The sequence below is a fragment of the Stenotrophomonas maltophilia genome, assembly GCF_004920835.1.
Classification (GTDB): Bacteria; Pseudomonadota; Gammaproteobacteria; order Xanthomonadales; family Xanthomonadaceae; genus Stenotrophomonas; species Stenotrophomonas maltophilia_AQ.
In genome coordinates this window covers 194,672-212,007 of the sequence record NZ_QFHO01000003.1, presented here as the reverse complement: position 1 = coordinate 212,007, position 17,336 = coordinate 194,672, and the positions used below count along the sequence as shown (strand labels likewise).

The 17,336-nt window shown below is 64.7% G+C and carries 33 protein-coding genes; all 33 read right to left on the bottom strand.

Annotated features, from left to right (window positions below):
• Nucleotides 1-2: 2 nt before the first annotated feature.
• The 33 genes from DI041_RS21620 to DI041_RS03915 all read right to left on the bottom strand — a co-directional run bounded on the left by DI041_RS21620 (nt 3) and on the right by DI041_RS03915 (nt 17,331).
• A complete protein-coding gene (locus DI041_RS21620; RefSeq protein ID WP_440862127.1) occupies nt 3-197 on the bottom strand; it encodes a hypothetical protein in 195 nt (64 codons plus the stop codon).
• 65 nt (nt 198-262) lie between these two features.
• Nucleotides 263-619, bottom strand: a complete 357-nt coding sequence (locus DI041_RS04060) for a phage tail assembly chaperone family protein, TAC (protein ID WP_136638138.1) — start codon at nt 617-619, stop codon at nt 263-265.
• Between the two features lie 83 nt (nt 620-702).
• Nucleotides 703-1,206: a phage tail tube protein gene (locus DI041_RS04055; protein ID WP_136638139.1), complete on the bottom strand. Its 504-nt coding sequence runs from the start codon at nt 1,204-1,206 to the stop codon at nt 703-705.
• Nucleotides 1,207-1,270: 64 nt separating this feature from the next.
• Nucleotides 1,271-1,624, bottom strand: a complete 354-nt coding sequence (gene gp17, locus DI041_RS04050) for a tail completion protein gp17 (RefSeq protein ID WP_136638140.1) — start codon at nt 1,622-1,624, stop codon at nt 1,271-1,273.
• Nucleotides 1,624-2,112: a hypothetical protein gene (locus tag DI041_RS04045; RefSeq protein WP_136638141.1), complete on the bottom strand. Its 489-nt coding sequence runs from the start codon at nt 2,110-2,112 to the stop codon at nt 1,624-1,626. The genes gp17 and DI041_RS04045 overlap by 1 nt, the downstream gene beginning before the upstream one ends.
• Nucleotides 2,113-2,117: 5 nt before the next feature.
• Entirely contained in the window at nt 2,118-2,456 is a 339-nt protein-coding gene (locus DI041_RS04040; protein ID WP_211195176.1) for a phage head closure protein, read from the bottom strand.
• Nucleotide 2,457: 1 nt separating this feature from the next.
• Entirely contained in the window at nt 2,458-2,802 is a 345-nt protein-coding gene (locus DI041_RS04035; protein WP_136638142.1) for a head-tail connector protein, read from the bottom strand.
• 3 nt (nt 2,803-2,805) lie between these two features.
• The gene (locus DI041_RS04030) at nt 2,806-3,165 is read right to left on the bottom strand and encodes a hypothetical protein (RefSeq protein ID WP_136638143.1); all 360 of its coding nucleotides are present in this window, start codon (nt 3,163-3,165) and stop codon (nt 2,806-2,808) included.
• Between the two features lie 54 nt (nt 3,166-3,219).
• Nucleotides 3,220-4,431, bottom strand: a complete 1,212-nt coding sequence (locus DI041_RS04025; protein ID WP_136638144.1) for a phage major capsid protein — start codon at nt 4,429-4,431, stop codon at nt 3,220-3,222.
• An 11-nt stretch (nt 4,432-4,442) separates the two neighbouring features.
• Entirely contained in the window at nt 4,443-5,309 is an 867-nt protein-coding gene (locus tag DI041_RS04020; RefSeq protein WP_136638145.1) for a head maturation protease, ClpP-related, read from the bottom strand.
• A gap of 3 nt (nt 5,310-5,312) precedes the next feature.
• The gene (locus DI041_RS04015; RefSeq protein ID WP_136638146.1) at nt 5,313-6,602 is read right to left on the bottom strand and encodes a phage portal protein; all 1,290 of its coding nucleotides are present in this window, start codon (nt 6,600-6,602) and stop codon (nt 5,313-5,315) included.
• On the bottom strand, nt 6,599-8,347 hold the full coding sequence (locus tag DI041_RS04010) for a terminase large subunit (RefSeq protein WP_136638147.1): 1,749 nt from the start codon (nt 8,345-8,347) through the stop codon (nt 6,599-6,601). Before DI041_RS04010 ends, DI041_RS04015 begins: the two co-directional genes overlap by 4 nt.
• A complete protein-coding gene (locus DI041_RS04005; RefSeq protein ID WP_136638148.1) occupies nt 8,280-8,705 on the bottom strand; it encodes a P27 family phage terminase small subunit in 426 nt (141 codons plus the stop codon). The genes DI041_RS04010 and DI041_RS04005 overlap by 68 nt, the downstream gene beginning before the upstream one ends.
• 128 nt (nt 8,706-8,833) lie before the next feature.
• Complete coding sequence (locus DI041_RS21570) at nt 8,834-9,046, bottom strand: HNH endonuclease (RefSeq protein WP_180874299.1); 213 nt, start codon at nt 9,044-9,046, stop codon at nt 8,834-8,836.
• A gap of 121 nt (nt 9,047-9,167) precedes the next feature.
• A complete protein-coding gene (locus DI041_RS21200) occupies nt 9,168-9,329 on the bottom strand; it encodes a hypothetical protein (RefSeq protein WP_169050317.1) in 162 nt (53 codons plus the stop codon).
• A gap of 53 nt (nt 9,330-9,382) precedes the next feature.
• On the bottom strand, nt 9,383-9,562 hold the full coding sequence (locus DI041_RS03995; RefSeq protein ID WP_136638150.1) for a hypothetical protein: 180 nt from the start codon (nt 9,560-9,562) through the stop codon (nt 9,383-9,385).
• Nucleotides 9,559-9,861 (bottom strand): Rz1-like lysis system protein LysC, encoded by a 303-nt coding sequence (gene lysC, locus DI041_RS03990; protein ID WP_136638151.1) that lies wholly within the window; start codon nt 9,859-9,861, stop codon nt 9,559-9,561. The genes DI041_RS03995 and lysC overlap by 4 nt, the downstream gene beginning before the upstream one ends.
• A complete protein-coding gene (locus DI041_RS03985) occupies nt 9,837-10,271 on the bottom strand; it encodes a hypothetical protein (protein ID WP_136638152.1) in 435 nt (144 codons plus the stop codon). Before DI041_RS03985 ends, lysC begins: the two co-directional genes overlap by 25 nt.
• Nucleotides 10,258-10,524, bottom strand: a complete 267-nt coding sequence (locus DI041_RS03980; RefSeq protein ID WP_136638153.1) for a DUF7940 domain-containing protein — start codon at nt 10,522-10,524, stop codon at nt 10,258-10,260. Before DI041_RS03980 ends, DI041_RS03985 begins: the two co-directional genes overlap by 14 nt.
• A 5-nt stretch (nt 10,525-10,529) precedes the next feature.
• Nucleotides 10,530-10,847: a hypothetical protein gene (locus DI041_RS03975; RefSeq protein WP_065427804.1), complete on the bottom strand. Its 318-nt coding sequence runs from the start codon at nt 10,845-10,847 to the stop codon at nt 10,530-10,532.
• The gene (locus tag DI041_RS03970) at nt 10,844-11,509 is read right to left on the bottom strand and encodes a glycoside hydrolase family 19 protein (protein WP_136638154.1); all 666 of its coding nucleotides are present in this window, start codon (nt 11,507-11,509) and stop codon (nt 10,844-10,846) included. Before DI041_RS03970 ends, DI041_RS03975 begins: the two co-directional genes overlap by 4 nt.
• A 102-nt stretch (nt 11,510-11,611) precedes the next feature.
• On the bottom strand, nt 11,612-12,460 hold the full coding sequence (locus DI041_RS03965; protein ID WP_136638155.1) for a hypothetical protein: 849 nt from the start codon (nt 12,458-12,460) through the stop codon (nt 11,612-11,614).
• Nucleotides 12,460-13,167 (bottom strand): hypothetical protein, encoded by a 708-nt coding sequence (locus DI041_RS03960; protein ID WP_136638156.1) that lies wholly within the window; start codon nt 13,165-13,167, stop codon nt 12,460-12,462. The genes DI041_RS03965 and DI041_RS03960 overlap by 1 nt, the downstream gene beginning before the upstream one ends.
• The gene (locus tag DI041_RS03955) at nt 13,164-13,577 is read right to left on the bottom strand and encodes a hypothetical protein (protein WP_136638157.1); all 414 of its coding nucleotides are present in this window, start codon (nt 13,575-13,577) and stop codon (nt 13,164-13,166) included. Before DI041_RS03955 ends, DI041_RS03960 begins: the two co-directional genes overlap by 4 nt.
• A complete protein-coding gene (locus DI041_RS03950) occupies nt 13,567-13,800 on the bottom strand; it encodes a helix-turn-helix domain-containing protein (RefSeq protein ID WP_136638158.1) in 234 nt (77 codons plus the stop codon). Before DI041_RS03950 ends, DI041_RS03955 begins: the two co-directional genes overlap by 11 nt.
• Nucleotides 13,797-14,141 (bottom strand): Lar family restriction alleviation protein, encoded by a 345-nt coding sequence (locus tag DI041_RS21565; RefSeq protein WP_369407446.1) that lies wholly within the window; start codon nt 14,139-14,141, stop codon nt 13,797-13,799. Before DI041_RS21565 ends, DI041_RS03950 begins: the two co-directional genes overlap by 4 nt.
• Complete coding sequence (locus DI041_RS03945) at nt 14,138-14,638, bottom strand: hypothetical protein (protein ID WP_136638159.1); 501 nt, start codon at nt 14,636-14,638, stop codon at nt 14,138-14,140. The genes DI041_RS21565 and DI041_RS03945 overlap by 4 nt, the downstream gene beginning before the upstream one ends.
• Nucleotides 14,631-15,005: a Ref family recombination enhancement nuclease gene (locus tag DI041_RS03940; protein ID WP_136638160.1), complete on the bottom strand. Its 375-nt coding sequence runs from the start codon at nt 15,003-15,005 to the stop codon at nt 14,631-14,633. Before DI041_RS03940 ends, DI041_RS03945 begins: the two co-directional genes overlap by 8 nt.
• On the bottom strand, nt 15,005-15,295 hold the full coding sequence (locus tag DI041_RS03935) for a hypothetical protein (protein WP_136638161.1): 291 nt from the start codon (nt 15,293-15,295) through the stop codon (nt 15,005-15,007). Before DI041_RS03935 ends, DI041_RS03940 begins: the two co-directional genes overlap by 1 nt.
• Complete coding sequence (locus DI041_RS03930) at nt 15,295-15,513, bottom strand: hypothetical protein (RefSeq protein WP_136638162.1); 219 nt, start codon at nt 15,511-15,513, stop codon at nt 15,295-15,297. Before DI041_RS03930 ends, DI041_RS03935 begins: the two co-directional genes overlap by 1 nt.
• A gap of 189 nt (nt 15,514-15,702) precedes the next feature.
• Nucleotides 15,703-15,837 (bottom strand): hypothetical protein, encoded by a 135-nt coding sequence (locus DI041_RS21510; RefSeq protein ID WP_282567806.1) that lies wholly within the window; start codon nt 15,835-15,837, stop codon nt 15,703-15,705.
• Nucleotides 15,834-16,439, bottom strand: a complete 606-nt coding sequence (locus tag DI041_RS03920) for a hypothetical protein (RefSeq protein ID WP_248298418.1) — start codon at nt 16,437-16,439, stop codon at nt 15,834-15,836. The genes DI041_RS21510 and DI041_RS03920 overlap by 4 nt, the downstream gene beginning before the upstream one ends.
• Nucleotides 16,405-17,331 (bottom strand): phage replication initiator YdaU family protein, encoded by a 927-nt coding sequence (locus tag DI041_RS03915; protein WP_136638164.1) that lies wholly within the window; start codon nt 17,329-17,331, stop codon nt 16,405-16,407. The genes DI041_RS03920 and DI041_RS03915 overlap by 35 nt, the downstream gene beginning before the upstream one ends.
• Between the last annotated feature and the right edge of the window lie 5 nt (nt 17,332-17,336).

The window sequence follows — 17,336 nt, the reverse complement described above, 5'->3', positions numbered from 1 at the left end:
GATCAGCCTCTCGGGGGTTTCAAGCCGAACGCTGCGAGGGTGCGCAGGTCGGCGTCGGGGAATTCATGGGCAACCGGCGCCGGCTGCAGGAAGTCGAGGTTCTTCTGGAACGATCCGCCGAAGCTGGCGCCGATCAGTGCCGCAGGTCGGTGATAGCGGTGAAGGTCATCGAAGGGATAGAGCTGGTAGAAGGCCAGCCACCGTTGGAACTCTGGCTCAGGGAGATCATCGATCTCCCCCAGCGTCTTGCCGAGCGCGAGGCCTAGGATGCAGGCGAAGTATTCGCGTCCACGCTCGGCGAGGACTTTTTTGCGTCATCACCGATGCCGGCCACAGCCATGACGTGGGGGAAAAGGTCGGTGAGGCCGTTTGCCGTCAGGTTCTGCGACTCAGCCTCGCTCAGCACCAGCTTCCCGTCAGCGTCGCACAGGCTGGCCGCCACCAGGCGCTGCATGGCAAAGCAGGTTTCGTCCTCGTTGCCGGAAGCTTCCGCTGCGCGCCAGCGGCGCATCTGGCCAGCGCTGACCTGGCGGAAGTGCACGGTCTCGGTGGTGCCGTCGCTGAACTTCACCTCGCGCGCGACGGGGGCATTGCTCGTCAGGATCTTGCTCTTGTCCATCAGCCGTTCTCAGTAGGTGGGGGCCGGGTACGCGACGGCTGGGCGCGCAGAGCCGGGCACCCCAAAGGTGTACGTGTGAGCCGTCAGGCCGAGTACGGCCCGTTCCAGTGGGGAGTGACACTGCCGCTGCGCTGGATGGTCAGCGTCCCGCGCACGATCTCGTTCGTGGCGATGTCGATGTTCAGATCCGCCACGTAGCCAGCGAATCCGATGGACGTGCGCGTCGGCGATGCCGGGGCCACCAGGGCGTCATTCGTCCCAAGAGTTGGGGCAGCAACGCCGTCGCTCAGACCGATCAGCCACGGAATGACCTCTCGCGATTCCTTGAGATCGAACAGGATCTGATGGGATCCGCTGCGCGGGATGAAGTTGAACGGCACGCTGACCTGGCCGGGATTGCCCAGCCCGCCCTCATACTCTTTGTCGCCGACAGTGCTCAGGCAGGTGGATTCAATCTGGTCGGCTGCGCCGCCCAGGCCGGTGATGCCAGTCGGGCACTCGAACTTCAGGACCGAGGCGGTGCTGGCACTCAGCTTGTCCACGGTGAAGAGCTCGGACCCCTGGGTTTTGATGACGCCATCGGTCATTGCAAAGTCCTCTGGTCAAAGAAAAACCGCCTTGCGGCGGCTGGTTGGGGGTGGTGCCAGCGGCTCAGCGCTGGTCGATGAAGTCGGCTTCCATGCCGACCCGGTAGAGCTTGGTTTCAGAATCGCGGCTGTTCAGCACGACCCGGTTGCAGATCAGGCCGGCGTCCAGCGCCTCGCGCACAGCCAGCGCCAGCAGCTCGGCGCCGGCATCAGTCGAGTGGTAGCAGTCCAGCTGCACTGTGGTGACGTCGCCACCAGGTGCGCTGCTGAGGTTGTCGTAGGGCTGGCCGCTGATGATCTGCCAGGTGATGTAGGGTCGACTCTCGGTCTGTGCCACAAAGCCGTGGCGACCGATGCGATCCCCGACAATTCCGGCTACGGAAGTTGTGTGAATGGTCCGAAACACCTTCGGGAACATCAGCGGCCTCCCCGATTCTGCTGGGCCAACTTCGCCACCAGTCGGTCAATCCTTACGGTCAGGTCGCCGACCACGAGGTTGATCGTTTCCTCGCCACGCTCGTTCACCGTTCGACGGATGAATGAGCGCGCAGGCTGGCGCACCGAGCCATACTCCTTCAGCTGCGCCGACTTCAGCGTGCTGACCTGCTCACCCTTTCGGCCCGGATACATCCTCCGCTTGATCCGGACCAGGTAGCGCTCACCGTTGCCGTCGCTGGGCGCTTTGCCGCGCGTGGCGATGATGTTCTGTGCCAGCAGTCCGGTGGACTCGTCGCCGGGCTCCAGCACCGCCTGAAGGTTCTGGCGCTCCTTGTCGCGCAGGAATCGCGCTCCTTTGGCAAGCGCCAGCTTCACCGGCCCGCCCTTCTTGCTCACGACCTCGGCCGGCAGGCTGCTCAGCGTGCGGATGATGCCGGGTATGCCGGTGATGTTGAACTCGACCTTCATGTCGACTACTGCCCGTCGTTGACGCCGGCCGAAACCGGGATCGTGATGTACTCCAGCCCAGACGCCTTGTCAGGCAGCAGGCCCGCAATGTTGAAGATGTCGCCGCGGTGGATCAGGCGCATCGACGGCAGCAGCCCATCGCGGTGGCGCATGGTGATGCGCGCCGTGACCGCCGATTGGGTCTGCCCGGACTGGATGAATTCGCGGGCCGAGAGCGGCTCAACCGAAGCCCACACCGTGGCCACGTCGACCCACGTCGTGGTCTGCACGCCGTCTTCGTCCTTGGTGGTCACCTGCTGCTGGATCAGCACGCGGTGGCGGAGCTTTCCCGCTGCCAGGCTCATGTCAGACCCCGAGTCCGATGCGATACGGCCATAGCAGGCTGTGCGCGCCCATCGGGACCTGGATCGTCGCCCCATCACCGCCCTGCACGTCTTCCCTTGTCCGGTACAAGTGCCCCAGCATCAGAAGAATGGCGGCGCGGATAGAATCGTTTACTAGGATGGGATCGATCCCAGCGGTGCCGGCTAGAACGGCAGCGGCCATGGAGCCTGCGTCAGGGAAAACAGAACGGTTGAGGAACTGCTGTGCAGCGCCCTCGGCTGCGCCACCATACAACTCCAGCATCGCGTCGTCGGCGCTATCGGCCCGGCAGTGCTGCCGGGCCTGCTCAATGGTGATCAACTGCATGGCTCAGGCCTGCGCCAGCGTGGCGGCATTGATGCCAGTTTCGATCGCTTCGACCACCGTAGCGCGGGCCTTATCACCCTTGGTAGTCTCCGCCTTCAGGGCAGCGGCCAGCAGTTCGAGGTCGGTCACCGCCGCGATCGCCGCGATCGCATCGGCAGCCTTCTGGCGGACGAGCTGAGCGCCTTCGCTGGTCCTGCCAGTCGCCGCGGTCGAGTCACCGCCGGCAGCCGCGGCCTGTCCAGCCAGCTTCACGAGTCCGCGCTTGACCAGCAAGTCCGCGTGTTGGGTGGATACACCGAACTCCGCGCCGCGTCCGCGGCTCCCGTGGTGTTCAAACGAGGTGAGCGCAATGACCTTGGCCATTATCTGAATCCTTCGTCAGGGGCAGCGCCCGGTTGTACCGGGCGCCGCGTGGTATCAGCCGCCGGCACCAGCGCCATCGGTGACAGGCAGGCCGTCAAAGCCACCCTTCACGAAGGCCTCGGGACGGAACACGGTCAGGCCCACGTCCTCTTCGCAGAGGATGGTGACCATGTTCTTGACGAAGTTGTCGCGGTCCTGGTTGGAGACGGTGATGTTCGCCTGCTCGCGGTCCCAGCCCTGAGCACCCATCTTGAAGGCACCGGTCAGGAAGTCGCCCAGATCCATGGCCTTGGTGGCCACCACCGGGCGCGCCCACAGGCCGGGGACGGCCAGGCCACGCGGGGTGGCGAACAGGTAGGCGTTCTCGGTGGTCTTCGACAGCTCGATGGTGGTCCAGTCGATCGGGTTCAGCACGATGCCATCGGCTTCGTACTCGGCCAGGGTTACCTGCAGCATGGCGATGCGCAGACGATCGATGGCCGTCTCGTTCTGCACGGTCACACCCGGGTTCGCATAGGTCGTGGCCTGGGTGTAGAGGCCGTTGATGTTCAAACCGACGCCCGAACCCTTCAGCAGCTGCGCTTCTTCCTTCAGCTTCAGGCCGTACATCAGACGGCCATTGATGTAGGCCTGCAGCTGGCCGGCATCACGCAGCACCTGCTTGGACGCGCGGATCCAGTGGGCGATGGTGGTGATCTTGGCCGAGTCCAGCTCGAACGCCAGATCCGACTCCGGCTTCGGATTGGTCGGGTTCTCGGCCACCACGTCCGCGTTGTTGGTGAAGCCGGTCTCCCGGACGTATTCGATGCTGTCCGAGGTGGTGGTGCCCCAGGTCAGCAGGTCGCGCAGGAACAGGCGCTGGTTCGGGGTCGCCACGATGCCCGGAACGCGCTGCGGCTGGATCAGCGTGCCGGCCGACGCGTCGTCGCGGGTGATGGCTGCTTTGACGGTGAAGCTGCCCTGCATACCCGGGTTGAAGCTCTTGCAGGCATCGGACGAGGCAACCACTTCGCCGATGGTCAGGGCCTTGGCTGGGACGCCGCCGCCCTGCTCCAGCTTGGCGATGACCTGCTGGGCGGCCTGCAGATTGGCCTGCAGCTCACCCTGGGAGACCAGCAGCTGGTCGACCTTGGCCTTGGTTTCTTCGGACAGCTGCGCGTGGGCGTTGATATCGGCCTTCGCCTGCTCGGCGTGCTTCTTCAGCTGCTCGTTCACCTGCCCGAGGCTGGCGTTGATGTTCTTGATGTCGTCGTCGATCTGGGCCATGGAGGCTCTCCTTACAGGATGGTGGTGAGGTTGGCGGCCAATGCCGCAGTGGTCGTGAAGCCGGCAGCGTCACGCTGACCGTGTTCGGTGGGCTCGCCCTCACCGCTGCCAGCGGGATCACCCGCGCTGGACTTGAACTGGCTGATCAGCCGCATGGCCTCCGACTTGGGCATTCCAGAGGCCCGCAGCGCGGCTTCCATGCGGCGGACGGCAGATGCGTTCTTGCTGTCGTCGGCCTTTCCGATCTCGTCGGAATCGAGCAGCGAATCGGCGAAGCCTTGGGAAACAGCAGCACTGCCGCCGATGTAGGACTCGCGATCCATGAGCTTTTGCATGGCCTTGACGTCTTCGCCAGTCCTGGCCGCGTACACGTCGGCCATCGCCTGATCGAACGGCTCGAGCTGGTCAGCGATTTCGCGCAGCTCGTGACGGTTCCCGGCCGCAAGAAGCCAGCAGTTGTGGATCATCAGGAATCCAGCCCTGGCGATTTGAATCTTGTCGCCGGCCATGCCGACGATAGAAGCAGCTGAGGCGGCAATGCCCATCACCTTTACGGTTACCTCTCCGGGGTGCTCACGGAGCATCGAGTACATCGCCAAGCCTTCGAACATGTCGCCGCCCGGAGAGTTGATGGCAACGGTGACCGGCCCCTTGCCCAGCGAGCGCAGTGCCGCAGACATACGCTTCGCAGTGAAGCCGCCGCCGGTCCACCAGTCCTCACCGATCACGTCGTAGATGCCGATAGTCCGGTCTTCCTGATCGTCGGCCGCAGCGCGGATGCTGGAATCCCAGCGCTCAAACGCGGAGGGTGCGATATAGCTGCGCACATCCATCTGCGGCCGTCCGCTTGGAACGCCCGGGGTTGCACGGATGGTCATCGGTTACTCCTTGGTGGTGGCGTCGGAGACGCCAAGAAAGGCGCGCATCGACGCGCGTGCTGCGTTGCCGTCTTCGGCCTGCCCCAGCTTGTCCAGCGGCGCCAAGGCGGTCTGCACCGTCAGCACCGCAGCATTGCCACCCATCGGCTCACGATCCTCCAACTCGCGGACTTCGTCGCGCGTCAGGATCCCGTTGTTGACCATGGCCGCGTAGAAGGAAGCGCGCCCAGCGCTGTCGGAGCGCAGAAGCCCTTCGACTGCGAACTTCGGGTAGTACCGGGTGCGCTCTGAGGGTGTCAAAAGGTCCTTGCTAATCGCCTGCTCAATCCGGCGGAGCCAAGGGCCAAGCGTGAATGTCAGAAAGCCGATCATCTGCTGCTCGATTCCGGTGCCCCAACTGGTCGACTTCTCGGCGTGACCAACCATGAACGGAGGAACACGGAACCAGCGACAGATCTCCTCTACCGAGAACGCACGTGATTCGAGCAGCTGGGCGTCGGCCGGGTTGATACCAATCGTCTTGATATCAGACCCCGCTTCCAGAATGACTGGTCGCCCAGCATTCACGGCCCCGCTCAGCGTTTCCAGCGTTTCCCTCGCCTCTTTTCGCTGTTCGGGCTTAAGCGTGCTCGGGTAGGAAATGGCCGTGGTCGGCATCAACCCCTTGGAGAACGTTGAGCTTGCCGCCATGTCAGCGCCGATGGCGGCGCCGAATACCTCTGCACCGTAGCCAATGACTGAGACGCCCTCCTTACCGTCCAGGGAGAACCCCGGAATGCCCCAAACGCGTTCGTTCGGGATCTCCCGTTGTCGGCCGTTCTCGTCGGTGTACCTCCATACTTTGACCCCGTCGCGCCGGAACCAGGTCAGCCGGTCCGGATGCAGAAACTGCAGGCCCACCAACCGGCCACCAATCATCAGCTTTTCGCAGCGCGCGTTACCGCGCAGCAACATGGCCGCCACGCTCGCCTCCCAGTGGACAGCAGCGGTCGTGTCTGCATTGGGCTGATCGTGCAAGATGAACTGCAGAGGGTGTTGGCTGGCCACTCGCTTACCGCTACTCGTCTTCTCGTACATCGAGAGCGGAAGCGTCGAAATAGTCTCCGAGATCAGCCGAACGCATGACCATACGGCCGAAAGCTTCAGCACGGTCTGATGATTCACCGCCACACCGGCCGCCGAGCTCGATCCAAAGAACTCAGCCCAGAAGTCGCCATCAGTGAGGTGGATCGGAACGCCGAGCCACTTGAGCGCAGCAGCGCGCAGGCGCCCTGGCTTCTTCGTCATTTTCATCCGATCACCGGGCTATTTAGGAAATCGTCAATCGGCTGCTCAGTGCTGGTGGTAAGACTCACACCGAGGGCCATCAGCAACGCGGTCATGTCATCGATCTTGTCCGCGGACCGGCGCTTGTCCGGCGCCATGTTCAAGTTCACGTCTTTGCGAGCGACCAAGTTGGCCGCGCACCAGGCCAGCACAGGGTCACCGTCGTGCACCAACCGCTTGGCGATATAGGCGCGCTCCAGCTCCACCATTGCCGGGTGGTAGGACTTCGTGCCCTGGATGAACTCAACCAGCGGAACCTCTGCAGTTACCAGCCGGCTGACCATCTCAGTCGCATTCCAGCGATCGAACGCAAGCGACTGCAGGTTGAAGCGCTCGTGCACGTCCAGAACCGCCTGCTCTATCACCGCGTAGTCGGTGACCTCGCCCCCGGTCTGCTCCAGCAACCCGGCCGCGACCCAGCCCGCATACGGGACAGTGCCGCGCTCGGTGCGCTGCGCCACTGCCGACTCAGGCACCCAGCGGCGGCCCCAAGTGATGATCTTGTCGTCCAAGCGCCAGACCAACCGCAGCGATGCAAGGTCGCGCGTGCTGGCCAAGTCAAGCCCACCCCAGCAGGGAACGTCCTTCAGCGCGTCCAGATCGACCACGCCGTGGCATGCGTTCCACTTCGGCAGCAGGATGAAGCCATTCGCTGCCGCAGCTGGACGGTTCAGCCGCTTGATCTGGAACTCGGCGAGCTTCGAAGGCATCGCCTTGGCTTCGATCGACTCCTTCCTGATCGCCGCCAGCAGATGGGGGTTCACGTCCATCAACGGATTGGCCTTGTGCCAAGCCTTCTCGTCAAAGTCGCGGTCGTCCTTGTCCACCGCGAAGAAGATGGCCAGGAAGTGATCGGCGGCGTCGCCGAACACGCCCTCCAACAACTGTGTGGCGAACTGCCGTATTTCCGACCATGGACCGGGGTTCGCGTAACCCTCTGTGGTCGTGAACAACCAGAGAGGATTCCGGCGCGCGCCGGCCGCCGACTGCAAGACGTTCAGCAGATCGGGCGTCTTGTGCGCGTGGATCTCGTCGAGACCAACGTGGGACGGATTCAGGCCGTCCTGCGTCGACGCCTTGGCGTTGATCGGCTTGAACGTCGCACCGGTCTCGACGCGACTGATCGCATTGGCCCAGCACTCAAGCCCGTAGGCTTCCCGTAGGTCCGCCTTCTTCTCGGCCATTCGCTTGGCCACGTTGAAGATGATCCGCGCCTGGCTGCCAGTGGTAGCTGCCGAAATGACCTGAGCGCCCTCTTCCTCCTCACAGCACTCGCAGTACAGCAGGATGGCTGCCGACAGCGTCGACTTCGCGTTCTTGCGCGCGACTGCAAACAGTGCAGACGTGAATCGGCGTGTTCCATCCGGCTTGCGGAACCCGAACAACTGAACCACGAACCACACGTGGGACGGGTGAAGCCGGATTTCCGGCGTCTCCCACTTGCCCTCCACGTGTGGGAGCAGTTCGATCCAGCTGCAGGCGTGATTGGCGTGATCGCGCGAGAAAGTGAACGGTGCCCCCTTCCTCTTGGCGCGCTTCAGATCGTCCAGGAATCGCTTCGCAGCCAGCTTAATCAGCCTGCCGAACCTGCCTCCCCTATCTGCGGCAGCCGCCTTCGCATACGCGATTGCGACATCGACGTAGTCATTTTCCGGCGGCGCGGGGCTTTCCGAGCGCGGCGAACGCGTTGCTCGGCTTTGCCGTGTCGCCATTCGGTTTCACCTTTCCCTGCGCCACCGGCGTCAGGCCAAAGTCATTCATCAGCCCGCGCAGCTGGGCAACCATCGATGCAACCGGTGCCTCGCCGGCGGCGTACAGCTGGACAGTCTTCCCATGGAGGGCGCAGAGCTGGCCGAGTGCAGACAGGCCGGCCTCGGTCAGCAGCTTGTTTGCATGGAGGATTGGTGCAAGTCGCTCCCATTCCTTGTGTGCGTGTGCGTTGGGCAACCAGTCCGGTGCCGGTGGAACGTCGGACACCAGGGGGAGTTCAGCCGCGGCTGGCGCTTCTCGGTCCGGCCGGTCTGTGCCGGCCACCACCTTCAGCGCTGTCGGCTTGCGGGGGCGGGACATAGACAGGCCTCAAAAACTGAATTTTCTGAATTGACGGTGCAAAAAAACGACTGAGCGGCCGGTGTCCGAGGGGAACGCTTCGAACTTTTTCCCCTCCCCCCGGGGTATGCGATGCGAATCGCTCGCATTCATCGCTTCGAGAGGAATGGATGAGAACGATTCGCGCCTCGTGCTGCCTCTGCCTTGGTCTTCGTGCCGTGGCATTCGCAGCAGATCGCCTGCAGGTTGTCCAACGCATCCGTGCCGCCTTCTGCCTGCGGCACAACGTGGTCGACCTCTTCCGCCTGACGGATGCGACCGGCGGCGCGACACGGCTGGCACAGGTACAAGTCTCGCGCCATCACCGCCTCACGCTTGCGACGCCAGGGCCGACCGCCGCGTCCTTTGCCATAGTTCTCAGGCGCGGACTGAGCCACATGCACCGGCGCCAACTGGGGCATCGGCCGGTGGCGACCTGGGAACCTAGCCATCAGGGAACTCCACTTCGACCTTGCCGCGAAGGGTCCTGCTGATGGCTCGCTTGCCGTGCTTGTGCACACGCAGGGGCTTCACGTAGTAGCGCACCACACCCTTGCGGGTATCCGCGTAGAACGCCTGCTCCACAACCTGACCGTCTACCAGCACCCTGCGCCGGCCTCGGCCATCGTCTCGGCAGTGAATGTGCTCGCGCGTGCCCATCAGCCGAGGCTCTGCGACTGGTCGCGCTCACCGGGCACCAGCTCACCGTCCAGGCTGCGGAGCGGCTCGTCCTGCTCTTCCTCACCCTCGGCGGCCAGCGCATCGATGAGGGAGTCCAGTTTTTCTTCAACACGCATCAGCCGGGCGGCCGACTCAGGATTCCAAGGCCGAATGCTCATGGCTTCACCCGCTGCTGGTCACCGGCAGGCGCCAGCTTCTCGATGGCACCCAGCTGCCCGTTGCATTGCTCCAGGCTGGCCACGTTGGCGTTGTAGGCCGACACCACGCTCTCGATGGTGCGTTGCGTTGCGCGCTTCACAGGGCAGCGGGCGGTCAGCGCCGCCGGCACAGCCACGGTGCGCTCGACGGTGACGTACACGGTCTGCGGGATGTCCGCCTTCTGGACCTTGCTACAGCTGCCGAACCCGCACAGCGGCAAGGCCGTGGCCACGATCACAGCAACGGAATGGCGTCGCATAGGGTCTGCTCCAACTGCTGCCGGCAACCCGGCTGGTTCTTGGCCGCCTGCAGGGTCTGCTCGGCTTGGGTGGCGCGGCGCTTGCTCTGTGCTGCTGCAGCCTCGGCCAGGCGTGCGGCCTCCTTGGCTGCCTGCTGCTGGCGGGTGGCCTCGTCGATCGCTCGCTGGGTCTGGCGGTTGACCTCCTGCAGCAGCTGGCCGCAGGCGTTGGCTGCGCGCAGGTTCTCGTCGGCATCGGCCTGGGCCTTGTCGCGCTGCCTCTCGGCGGAAGCGATCATGGCCTGGTCCTTCTTGGCCCGGTAGTCCGACCCGAGCCGGGCGCCCATCAGCAGGACAGCGCCCAGTGCGGCAACCCACAGCGCCACGCGGATCAGGCCCACGTAGGGCCGCAGCGGGTCAGGGATCAGCATCGCCGTTGCTCAGCTTGGGCTGCACGAAGATGCGGGACACCGCAGCCAGGAACGAGGTGACGCCGGCCGATGCCAGGGCGGAATAAGCCACGGCCTGCTTGAACCCGTCGTGCACCACCGGCAGCCAATCCGCAGGCAGCAGCACATAGGCGCCGATGATGCCCAGCGCGGTGGCGCTGATGATGCCGGCCAGCAGCGACAGACGAACCGACCAGAATCGCCAGAAATGGCGCCGGTCGCTGGTGAGTTTCACGTTCTTCACTTCAGCCCCCTGAGCTGCTTCAGCTCGCGGATGTCTGCCTTGTTCTGCTCTACCTGCACGGCCTGCTTGGCCAACTCCAGCTTCAGCGCCGGCACGTCCGCCAACTGGGTGTTCATGATTTGCAGCTGCTGCTGCAGCCCGGTGATCTGCTGGTTCGTTACCTGCTGCTGGGTTAGAACAGACTGCATTGAACCCACCAGCCAGTAACCGATGCTGACGATGGCACCGGCGATGACCAGTGCAATCCAGCGCTCCACCGGTCCCAGGGAGATCTTGGTGCGGCCGTCCTGGCTCGGCTGGGCTTCCATCGTCATGCCCCAAGCACCTTCAGCGCGCGGTAGTACCGCGAACGCCGGTCCGCCGCTCCAACCTGGCCACCGTTCACCCGGGCCGTGATCTCGTCGAATCGGCCGGCATCCGCCAGCCTGTTGAGGTTCCGAGAATCCCAGAACGTCGCTGCTGCCAAGGCACCCCACTTCGGCTGCTCCAGCGCTTCAGGCTGGGCCTCGAAGTCAGGCACGCCATTGATGCCCATGGCGCGAAGCGCATCACGGATCGCCGCGTAGTTGGCGCGGCCAGTGTTCTGGATCGGACCACGGCCCCTGTAACGGTAGCCATCGCCGCTCGCCTCCGAGCCATTGCCCAGCCGGTTGGCATACGCGTTGTTGCCGATCGCGACCGGCTTCCGCTCCAGCGCGCGCGCTAGGTCGTTCGGCTTCCTCGGCTTGGCCTTGGGGTCGACGGCGTAGCGGCTCGGCCAAGTGTCGGCCATGCCCTGCGCACCATAGTTCAGGTTCTCGACGGTCCTGGTCAGGCTCGCCGACTCGTGCCCGACCTGCGCCAGGAACGCTGCCACTCGCTTCGGGGTGCTGATGCCGAACGCCGTGCAGGCGTCGGTCAGGGGCTGCGCCCACTGGGCGGCGACGGCGGCACTGCAGCCGACCGCCTGCTGGATTGTCAAGGCGGTCAGGATCATGGCGGGTCCGGAAATGAAAAACCCCAGCTGGGTAGCCGGGGTCGGGTCGTGCGCGATGGTAGTGAATCTAGCCTCAAAAGTGCGGGAGTAGCAATCCCGCACTCACAATCGCCATAGCTGGCCCGCAGTTCGAAGGGCCGTTATCAGAGATACCGGCGCTACTGAAGAGGAACCTATGGCTGATGCACCCCCTAAGAAGCCCAACAGCCTCATGCGGTGCTTCTCATCCAACGCGATGTAATCCGCGACCTGCTTGGCGCCGATCAAAAAATACGAGGGAATAAAGGTCCGCGCTGACTCGCCCTGGTTTGGCATTGGAAACACCATCCCACTAGCCAGCGTCTCCGCATGATACAGCGCGCGTTCCAGCAACCAAGGCGTGAGGACCTTTGTCCGAATAATCGCGCCATGCTGGTCGTTCATATCGATCAAGCGGCGAGCGATCTCCCACACCGCTTCCTGATCCTCACGCATCTTCTCGACACGCTTCATGACCATCGCCCACGCCAAGTTAAGTTTCTCGCGGTCGCGCTGCGACTGGATGGGCGTCTTTCCAGTCGCATCGACCACTTCCAGATAGGCCTCTTTGGCCTCCACTAGAGCATCACAATAGAGCCTAATCCTCGAGAAGACGGCGGAGGCATCGCGGATTATCGCCGTAATGGCTGCAGCTGCAGCAAGCTCGAGGTCGAGGCGTTTTACATGACGGAAAGCGGTTATCGATGCGATTGCAACCAGGAGACCAGCCGCCGCGATAGTAGCCTCCGTCTTGCTCCCCAATACATCCAGCAGTTCATAGAGCCGCAATGGCCTAACCCCGAACCAGTGCTGCCAGTTCAGATAGCACAAGATCGCAGCCGTCAAGACCACGATCGGCCTCCTGACAAAGACCCACATGGCCCCGGTAAGCATGAACACCGCCAAGCTGCGGCGGTTAATCCTGGTATCCATCAGGCTGCAGCTCCATCCCCCCTGTCGAGAGCAATCATAAGCGCCCAGGCGGCCTCCTGCTCCGCCTCGGTCATCTTTTGCAGCAGCCACTCGTAGACGCCGCGCCACTTCGCTCGGTAGGTGGACTCATCCCGGCCGATAGCGGCCGCTCGGCGGCGATCGCTGACCTGTCCGAGCCCCGACCCGCCGCACACCTTGCACGGCACCAGCAGTTCCCCAAGCATCGCCTGGCCCCTGCCCTCGCAGGCCGCGCAATGCGGCCGCTTGGCAATCTCGCTGATCACCGCCGCCGCCAGGGTCGGCAGAGACTCCAAGGTGCTGATCGGCCAGCATTGCGCCTTCACCCGGCCGAGCCGCTGCTGGGCAGCGTCGCGGTTGGCCCGCTGCTCCGCCGTCGCCGCGCCGCCCCACCCCATGCACACCTCGGCCAGGCCGACATCCGTCCGGGCCTCAGCCAGCCGGCGCTGCTGTCGCTGCAGCTCCGGCGTCACCAGCGCGATCACCGCGTCCCGCAGTTTGTGCCGGCGCAGCGCAGCGCCATCCGGCCACCAGCAAGCCTCCAGCAGCTCTCGGCCCAGCCCGGCCGGCACCATCCCAAGCGCAGCGGCGATGTCCTGGTTCGTCAGGTCGGGCTTCCCGCCTCCCCGGCCGATGTCGAACTTCACCGTGGTTGGCCCCAGCCGCGCCATCGTCTCTCGTGGATTCATGCCCGTTCCCCTGTCGTTGAGTGGCCGGCCGCCGCCGGCCCGCCCGTAATCCGCACCACGACCTGACCGCGAGGCCGCCGTTCTTCATGCACGGACAGATGCCCTTGGAACCGCCCGTCATCGATCCCGAGCAGCTGGGCGATTCCGTCGCGGTATGGCTTGCAGCGGCCGGTCATGTTGTCGTCGTCAGGCAGCTTCTTGCCCGGCGCCTGGTAGCAGTCGATCCACAGGTGCAGCCGGCCTGGCGGGAGCACCATTCCGCGCCAGCCCGCCTCGTTCGCCAGCACCGCCGCCGTCTGCCGGGCCAGCTTCGTAGCCCGGGCCTTTACCAGGAAGTGCACGCGAGCGTTCGGCGAAAGATCCTTGCTCGGCCAGGGAAGCACCAACTCCAGCGCGCTGTCAGCCTGCATGGGCGGCCTCGTTCTGCTCGATAGCATCGCGGAAGGCCGCGCGCCAACGGAATGCCGTCGCACGGCTGACGCCGAAGTCCGCGCGCAGCTGTGCAACCGACGGAATGCGGTCCCCGTACATGCGGACCATCCGCAGCGCGGCAGTAAGCGTGAGGTTCTGCCGGCCCCAAGCCGGCCAGCCGGGCTCGCGGTTGTGGTGGTGATCGGCGGGTTGCTGACTCATGGGACCCCCGGGCCGGCCGGCTGGGCCGCATAGTGCGTGATCGCCGGGTTGTCACCCCGCCAGCTCCCGAACACCGGCCGCTTGCTCACCGAGTCCCACAGCATCAGGCGCGTGCCGTCCTGCGGAGCGTCCGCGATCGGCCTCCAGTCCACTGTGGCTGCCACCCGCTTGTTCCAGTACTCGGCGGCTGCGGTCGGAGACCAAGCGATATGCGTCATCGGGCTAGGGCTGCAAGCCTCTTCATCACCCGTGCACCAGACGTGCCAACCTTTGTCGGCGCTGCCGAGCATCTGGCCAGGTGCACCGCAGAAAGGGCATGGTTTCAACGTTGGCGAGTTCATGCTGCTTGCTCCCAGCTGGCCGTCAGGCGCTGCACCTGCCCGCCGCGTGCCTCGAACTGCTCCACCGTCTCGGCCGGCCGCTGGCCGTCCTTCTCCTTGCCCCACGGCTTGGCCGGCGCCAGGTCCGCCAGCAGCGCCACACGCGACCGGTTGATGGTCATCTTGTCCACCCGCGGCGCCTTCGGCTGTGCGGCATTCTTTGCTCGGTAGGCGCGGCCACGCTCGAGGCGCCGCTCGCGAAGTTCTTCTGCCGTTGCCTTCTGGAAACGCATGCCCTGTCCGCTGTATCGATACGCTGCCGTCGACCGGTGTCCCGTCTTCGTCAGATAGCCGCAATTCACCAGGTGTTTCAGCTGGTCCCGCACGGCGTTTCGCTCGGCGCTAAGGCACGCGGCGGACAGCCCCAGCACCTCAAACAGCTGCGCGTGGCCAATCGCTTCAGCTTTGCGCGTCTCGAACACGCCGCGCACCCTGTCTGCCATTCCGGTGTTAGCCATTGGTGCCATTCCTCAGTTCGTTGATGTACGTCTGGTTCGCAATCAGCTCGTCATCCGAGCCGTACGTCTCGTGGAAGGTCCGCGAGCCATCCATCAGGCTCGGGCCGTAGATCTGGCGCATCGTCGCGAAGGTGTTGCCCTCCAGCGGATGCCGCATGTGGTGCCACTTGCAGAGCGCGTAGCCGAACATGTGGCCGCGCCGCAGGTTCCCGCTCTTCGCGTGGTTGTAGTCGCAGCCATAGACCACTAGCTCCGGCTCCAGCAGCTGCTGCTCCAGCAGCACCAGGCAGGCCATGCACGGCCCTGTCTTGGCCAACTGGATACGGACGCCCTCTTCCTTCGTCGGCGGCGGTGCCTTCGACCACATCAGCGCGCCTCCTCTACCGCTGCTCGGTGCTGGCAAACCCGGCGGTAGTAGCCGATGCCGGCATGTGGCCCCTCCCACTCTTCCGGCATGTCGAAGCTCATCTGCATCTTCTTGGCGCAGGGGTTGTAGGACCGGGGTGCATCGCCCGTGTTGGTCCAGAACTTGAAGTGCTTGCAGTCCTCGCAGCTCGGCACGCCCTCAAGGTTCTTGGTCTTCTGCGTCCGCCGGCGAACAAGCTCCTCTAGAAGCTCGTCAGTCGTGAACTGCTGAAGCAGTGCCCTCCCCTTCATCAGCGCGCGCCCTGGTCGGCCAGCCACCAGCCGTGCTGCCAGGCTTCCGCCTTCTCGCTCAGCGGTCCCGCCCTGCGGTTGGCGCCGTCCTCGGCCTCGCATTCGATCCAGACCAGGTGCGGGTTGTCGCTCAGGAGCTGGCCGTTCAGCCGCGCCGAGTAGCCGGCGTTGATCTCCTTGGAGAACTTGCTGCGTGTGCTGTACTTGGTGAAGTCCATCAGCGTCTGTTCCTCGTGGTGCTGCGGCGTGCCGCGCTCAGTTCCTGGTCCCGCTTGTCCCACCCGGCCTGCCAGCGGCGGCGCCGCCTCACACCGTCCTGCCCCATCTCGTACCGCGGTGCCGATTCCCGACTGCGGCAGGAGTCGCGCGCCCAGCGCCCGGCCTGCTCCGCTTGGGCCAGCTCGGCCTCAGTCACCATCGGTGTCGATCCAGTTCCGGATGAACCAGCGGACGTTGCAGGGGCGCCAGTTCACCGCCAGAGCGATCTCCGCAACGCTGCAGCGCTCGGCGTACAGCAGTCGAACCGTGTCGTGCTTGCTCACGCGCCCTCCCCAAACCCAAGGTCTACTGCAGCGCGCGCCATGGCCGCGCGTGCGGCCTCGCGATCGCGCACCGGGTGCACGCCGTGCTTCTCCTGCTCGATCGTCAGCACCGGCTGCGGCAGCGGATTCCCGTCGACAACGTGCTGGACAGCGCGCGTGTAGGCCTCCTCCAGCATTCGGCGCTGCTGGAACCCGTTCTCTGCCGTGGCGTAGACGTGCAGGTCCAGCAGCGAACGCACCAGCACCGTGAATCCGCTCTGCGGCCGGCCCGGCGCCATCTCCCGCTCCACCGCTGCCATGACCGGAATGTCCAGGCACATCGTCAGGAACCGTGGCGGGTTCGGCGGCCACTCCCGGCCTTCGGTCAGGCAGCAGGCCATGCCACGCGCGTGCTGCGCCCGGCTGCGGCCCTTCAACACCTGGAACCACGTGCCGGCCGCGATGGTCAGGCTGCCGTCCCTCTTCACCGGCGCCGCGCCGTTCTCGCGCTCCCACTTGCCCGGGAACATCGCCGTCATCTGCTTCCAAAACTCCCACAGGTAGGCCGTGGCGTGGTCGCTCACCGGCTCAGCCGACGACGGCAAACTCGGCGTCGACGACATCGCCAAGCTCGAACCCAGCGCCTCCACCGTGGCCACCGCCTCCGCGTGCGGCGTAGAACTGCTGCTCGAGCTGTTCGGTGCGGTCGGCAGAACCGTGTTGAGGGCTTGCATGGGTTGCTCCTACGGATTGCTGGGCGACAGGGATCACGGGCAGCGACAGGCCGGCGGCCATCGTCTGCATCAGGGACTGGTTCGGGTCATGGCCGGCGGCCATCAGGTCGACCAGCTGCTGGCGGACCTGCAGCCAGCCCTGGACCGACAGCGGGCGGCGGATCGCGGAGCGGTGTCGGACGAACCGGGCCAGCTGCTCGCGGTCGATGCCGTGTGGCGTGCTACCGAATCCGGCCAGCTCGCGGTCGACCTGCTCAGCGGTCAACGCCAGCGGATCGGCCTCGCGCTCACACTCGCGGTGTGAGGGTTGCTCTTGGTTGCTTTTGGTTGCTTTAGGTTCGGGTGCAATAGCTGTTGCACCCTTTTCGACGTCTGGTTGCACCCTTTCCTGCGTCGTTTTGCACCCTTTCCGACTCTGTTTTGCACCCTTTGCAAAGGGTGCAGAATTTGCACCCTTTGAATTTTCGGGCTGTTCTCCAGCGTCCCCATCCATGGCCAGATCACCACCGGCGATCCAGTACGGGCTGATCCGGTACTCACGCGGACGGCCGCCGGACTTGTAGCCCTTCATGCGACCACCGCCCTCGCTGACGACCTCCAGCCAGCCAATGCGCTCCATCTTCCGGAGCTGGTACTGCACCGAGCGCTCTGACTGCCTGGACTTCACGGCCAGCGTGGCGACCGACGGGAAGATGCGGGTGCCATCGTCGTGAGCGTTGTCGGCAAGGGCTAGAGCCAGCAACAGCTCGCCGCCACCACACGGGTAGCGCTCGAACACCATGCCTG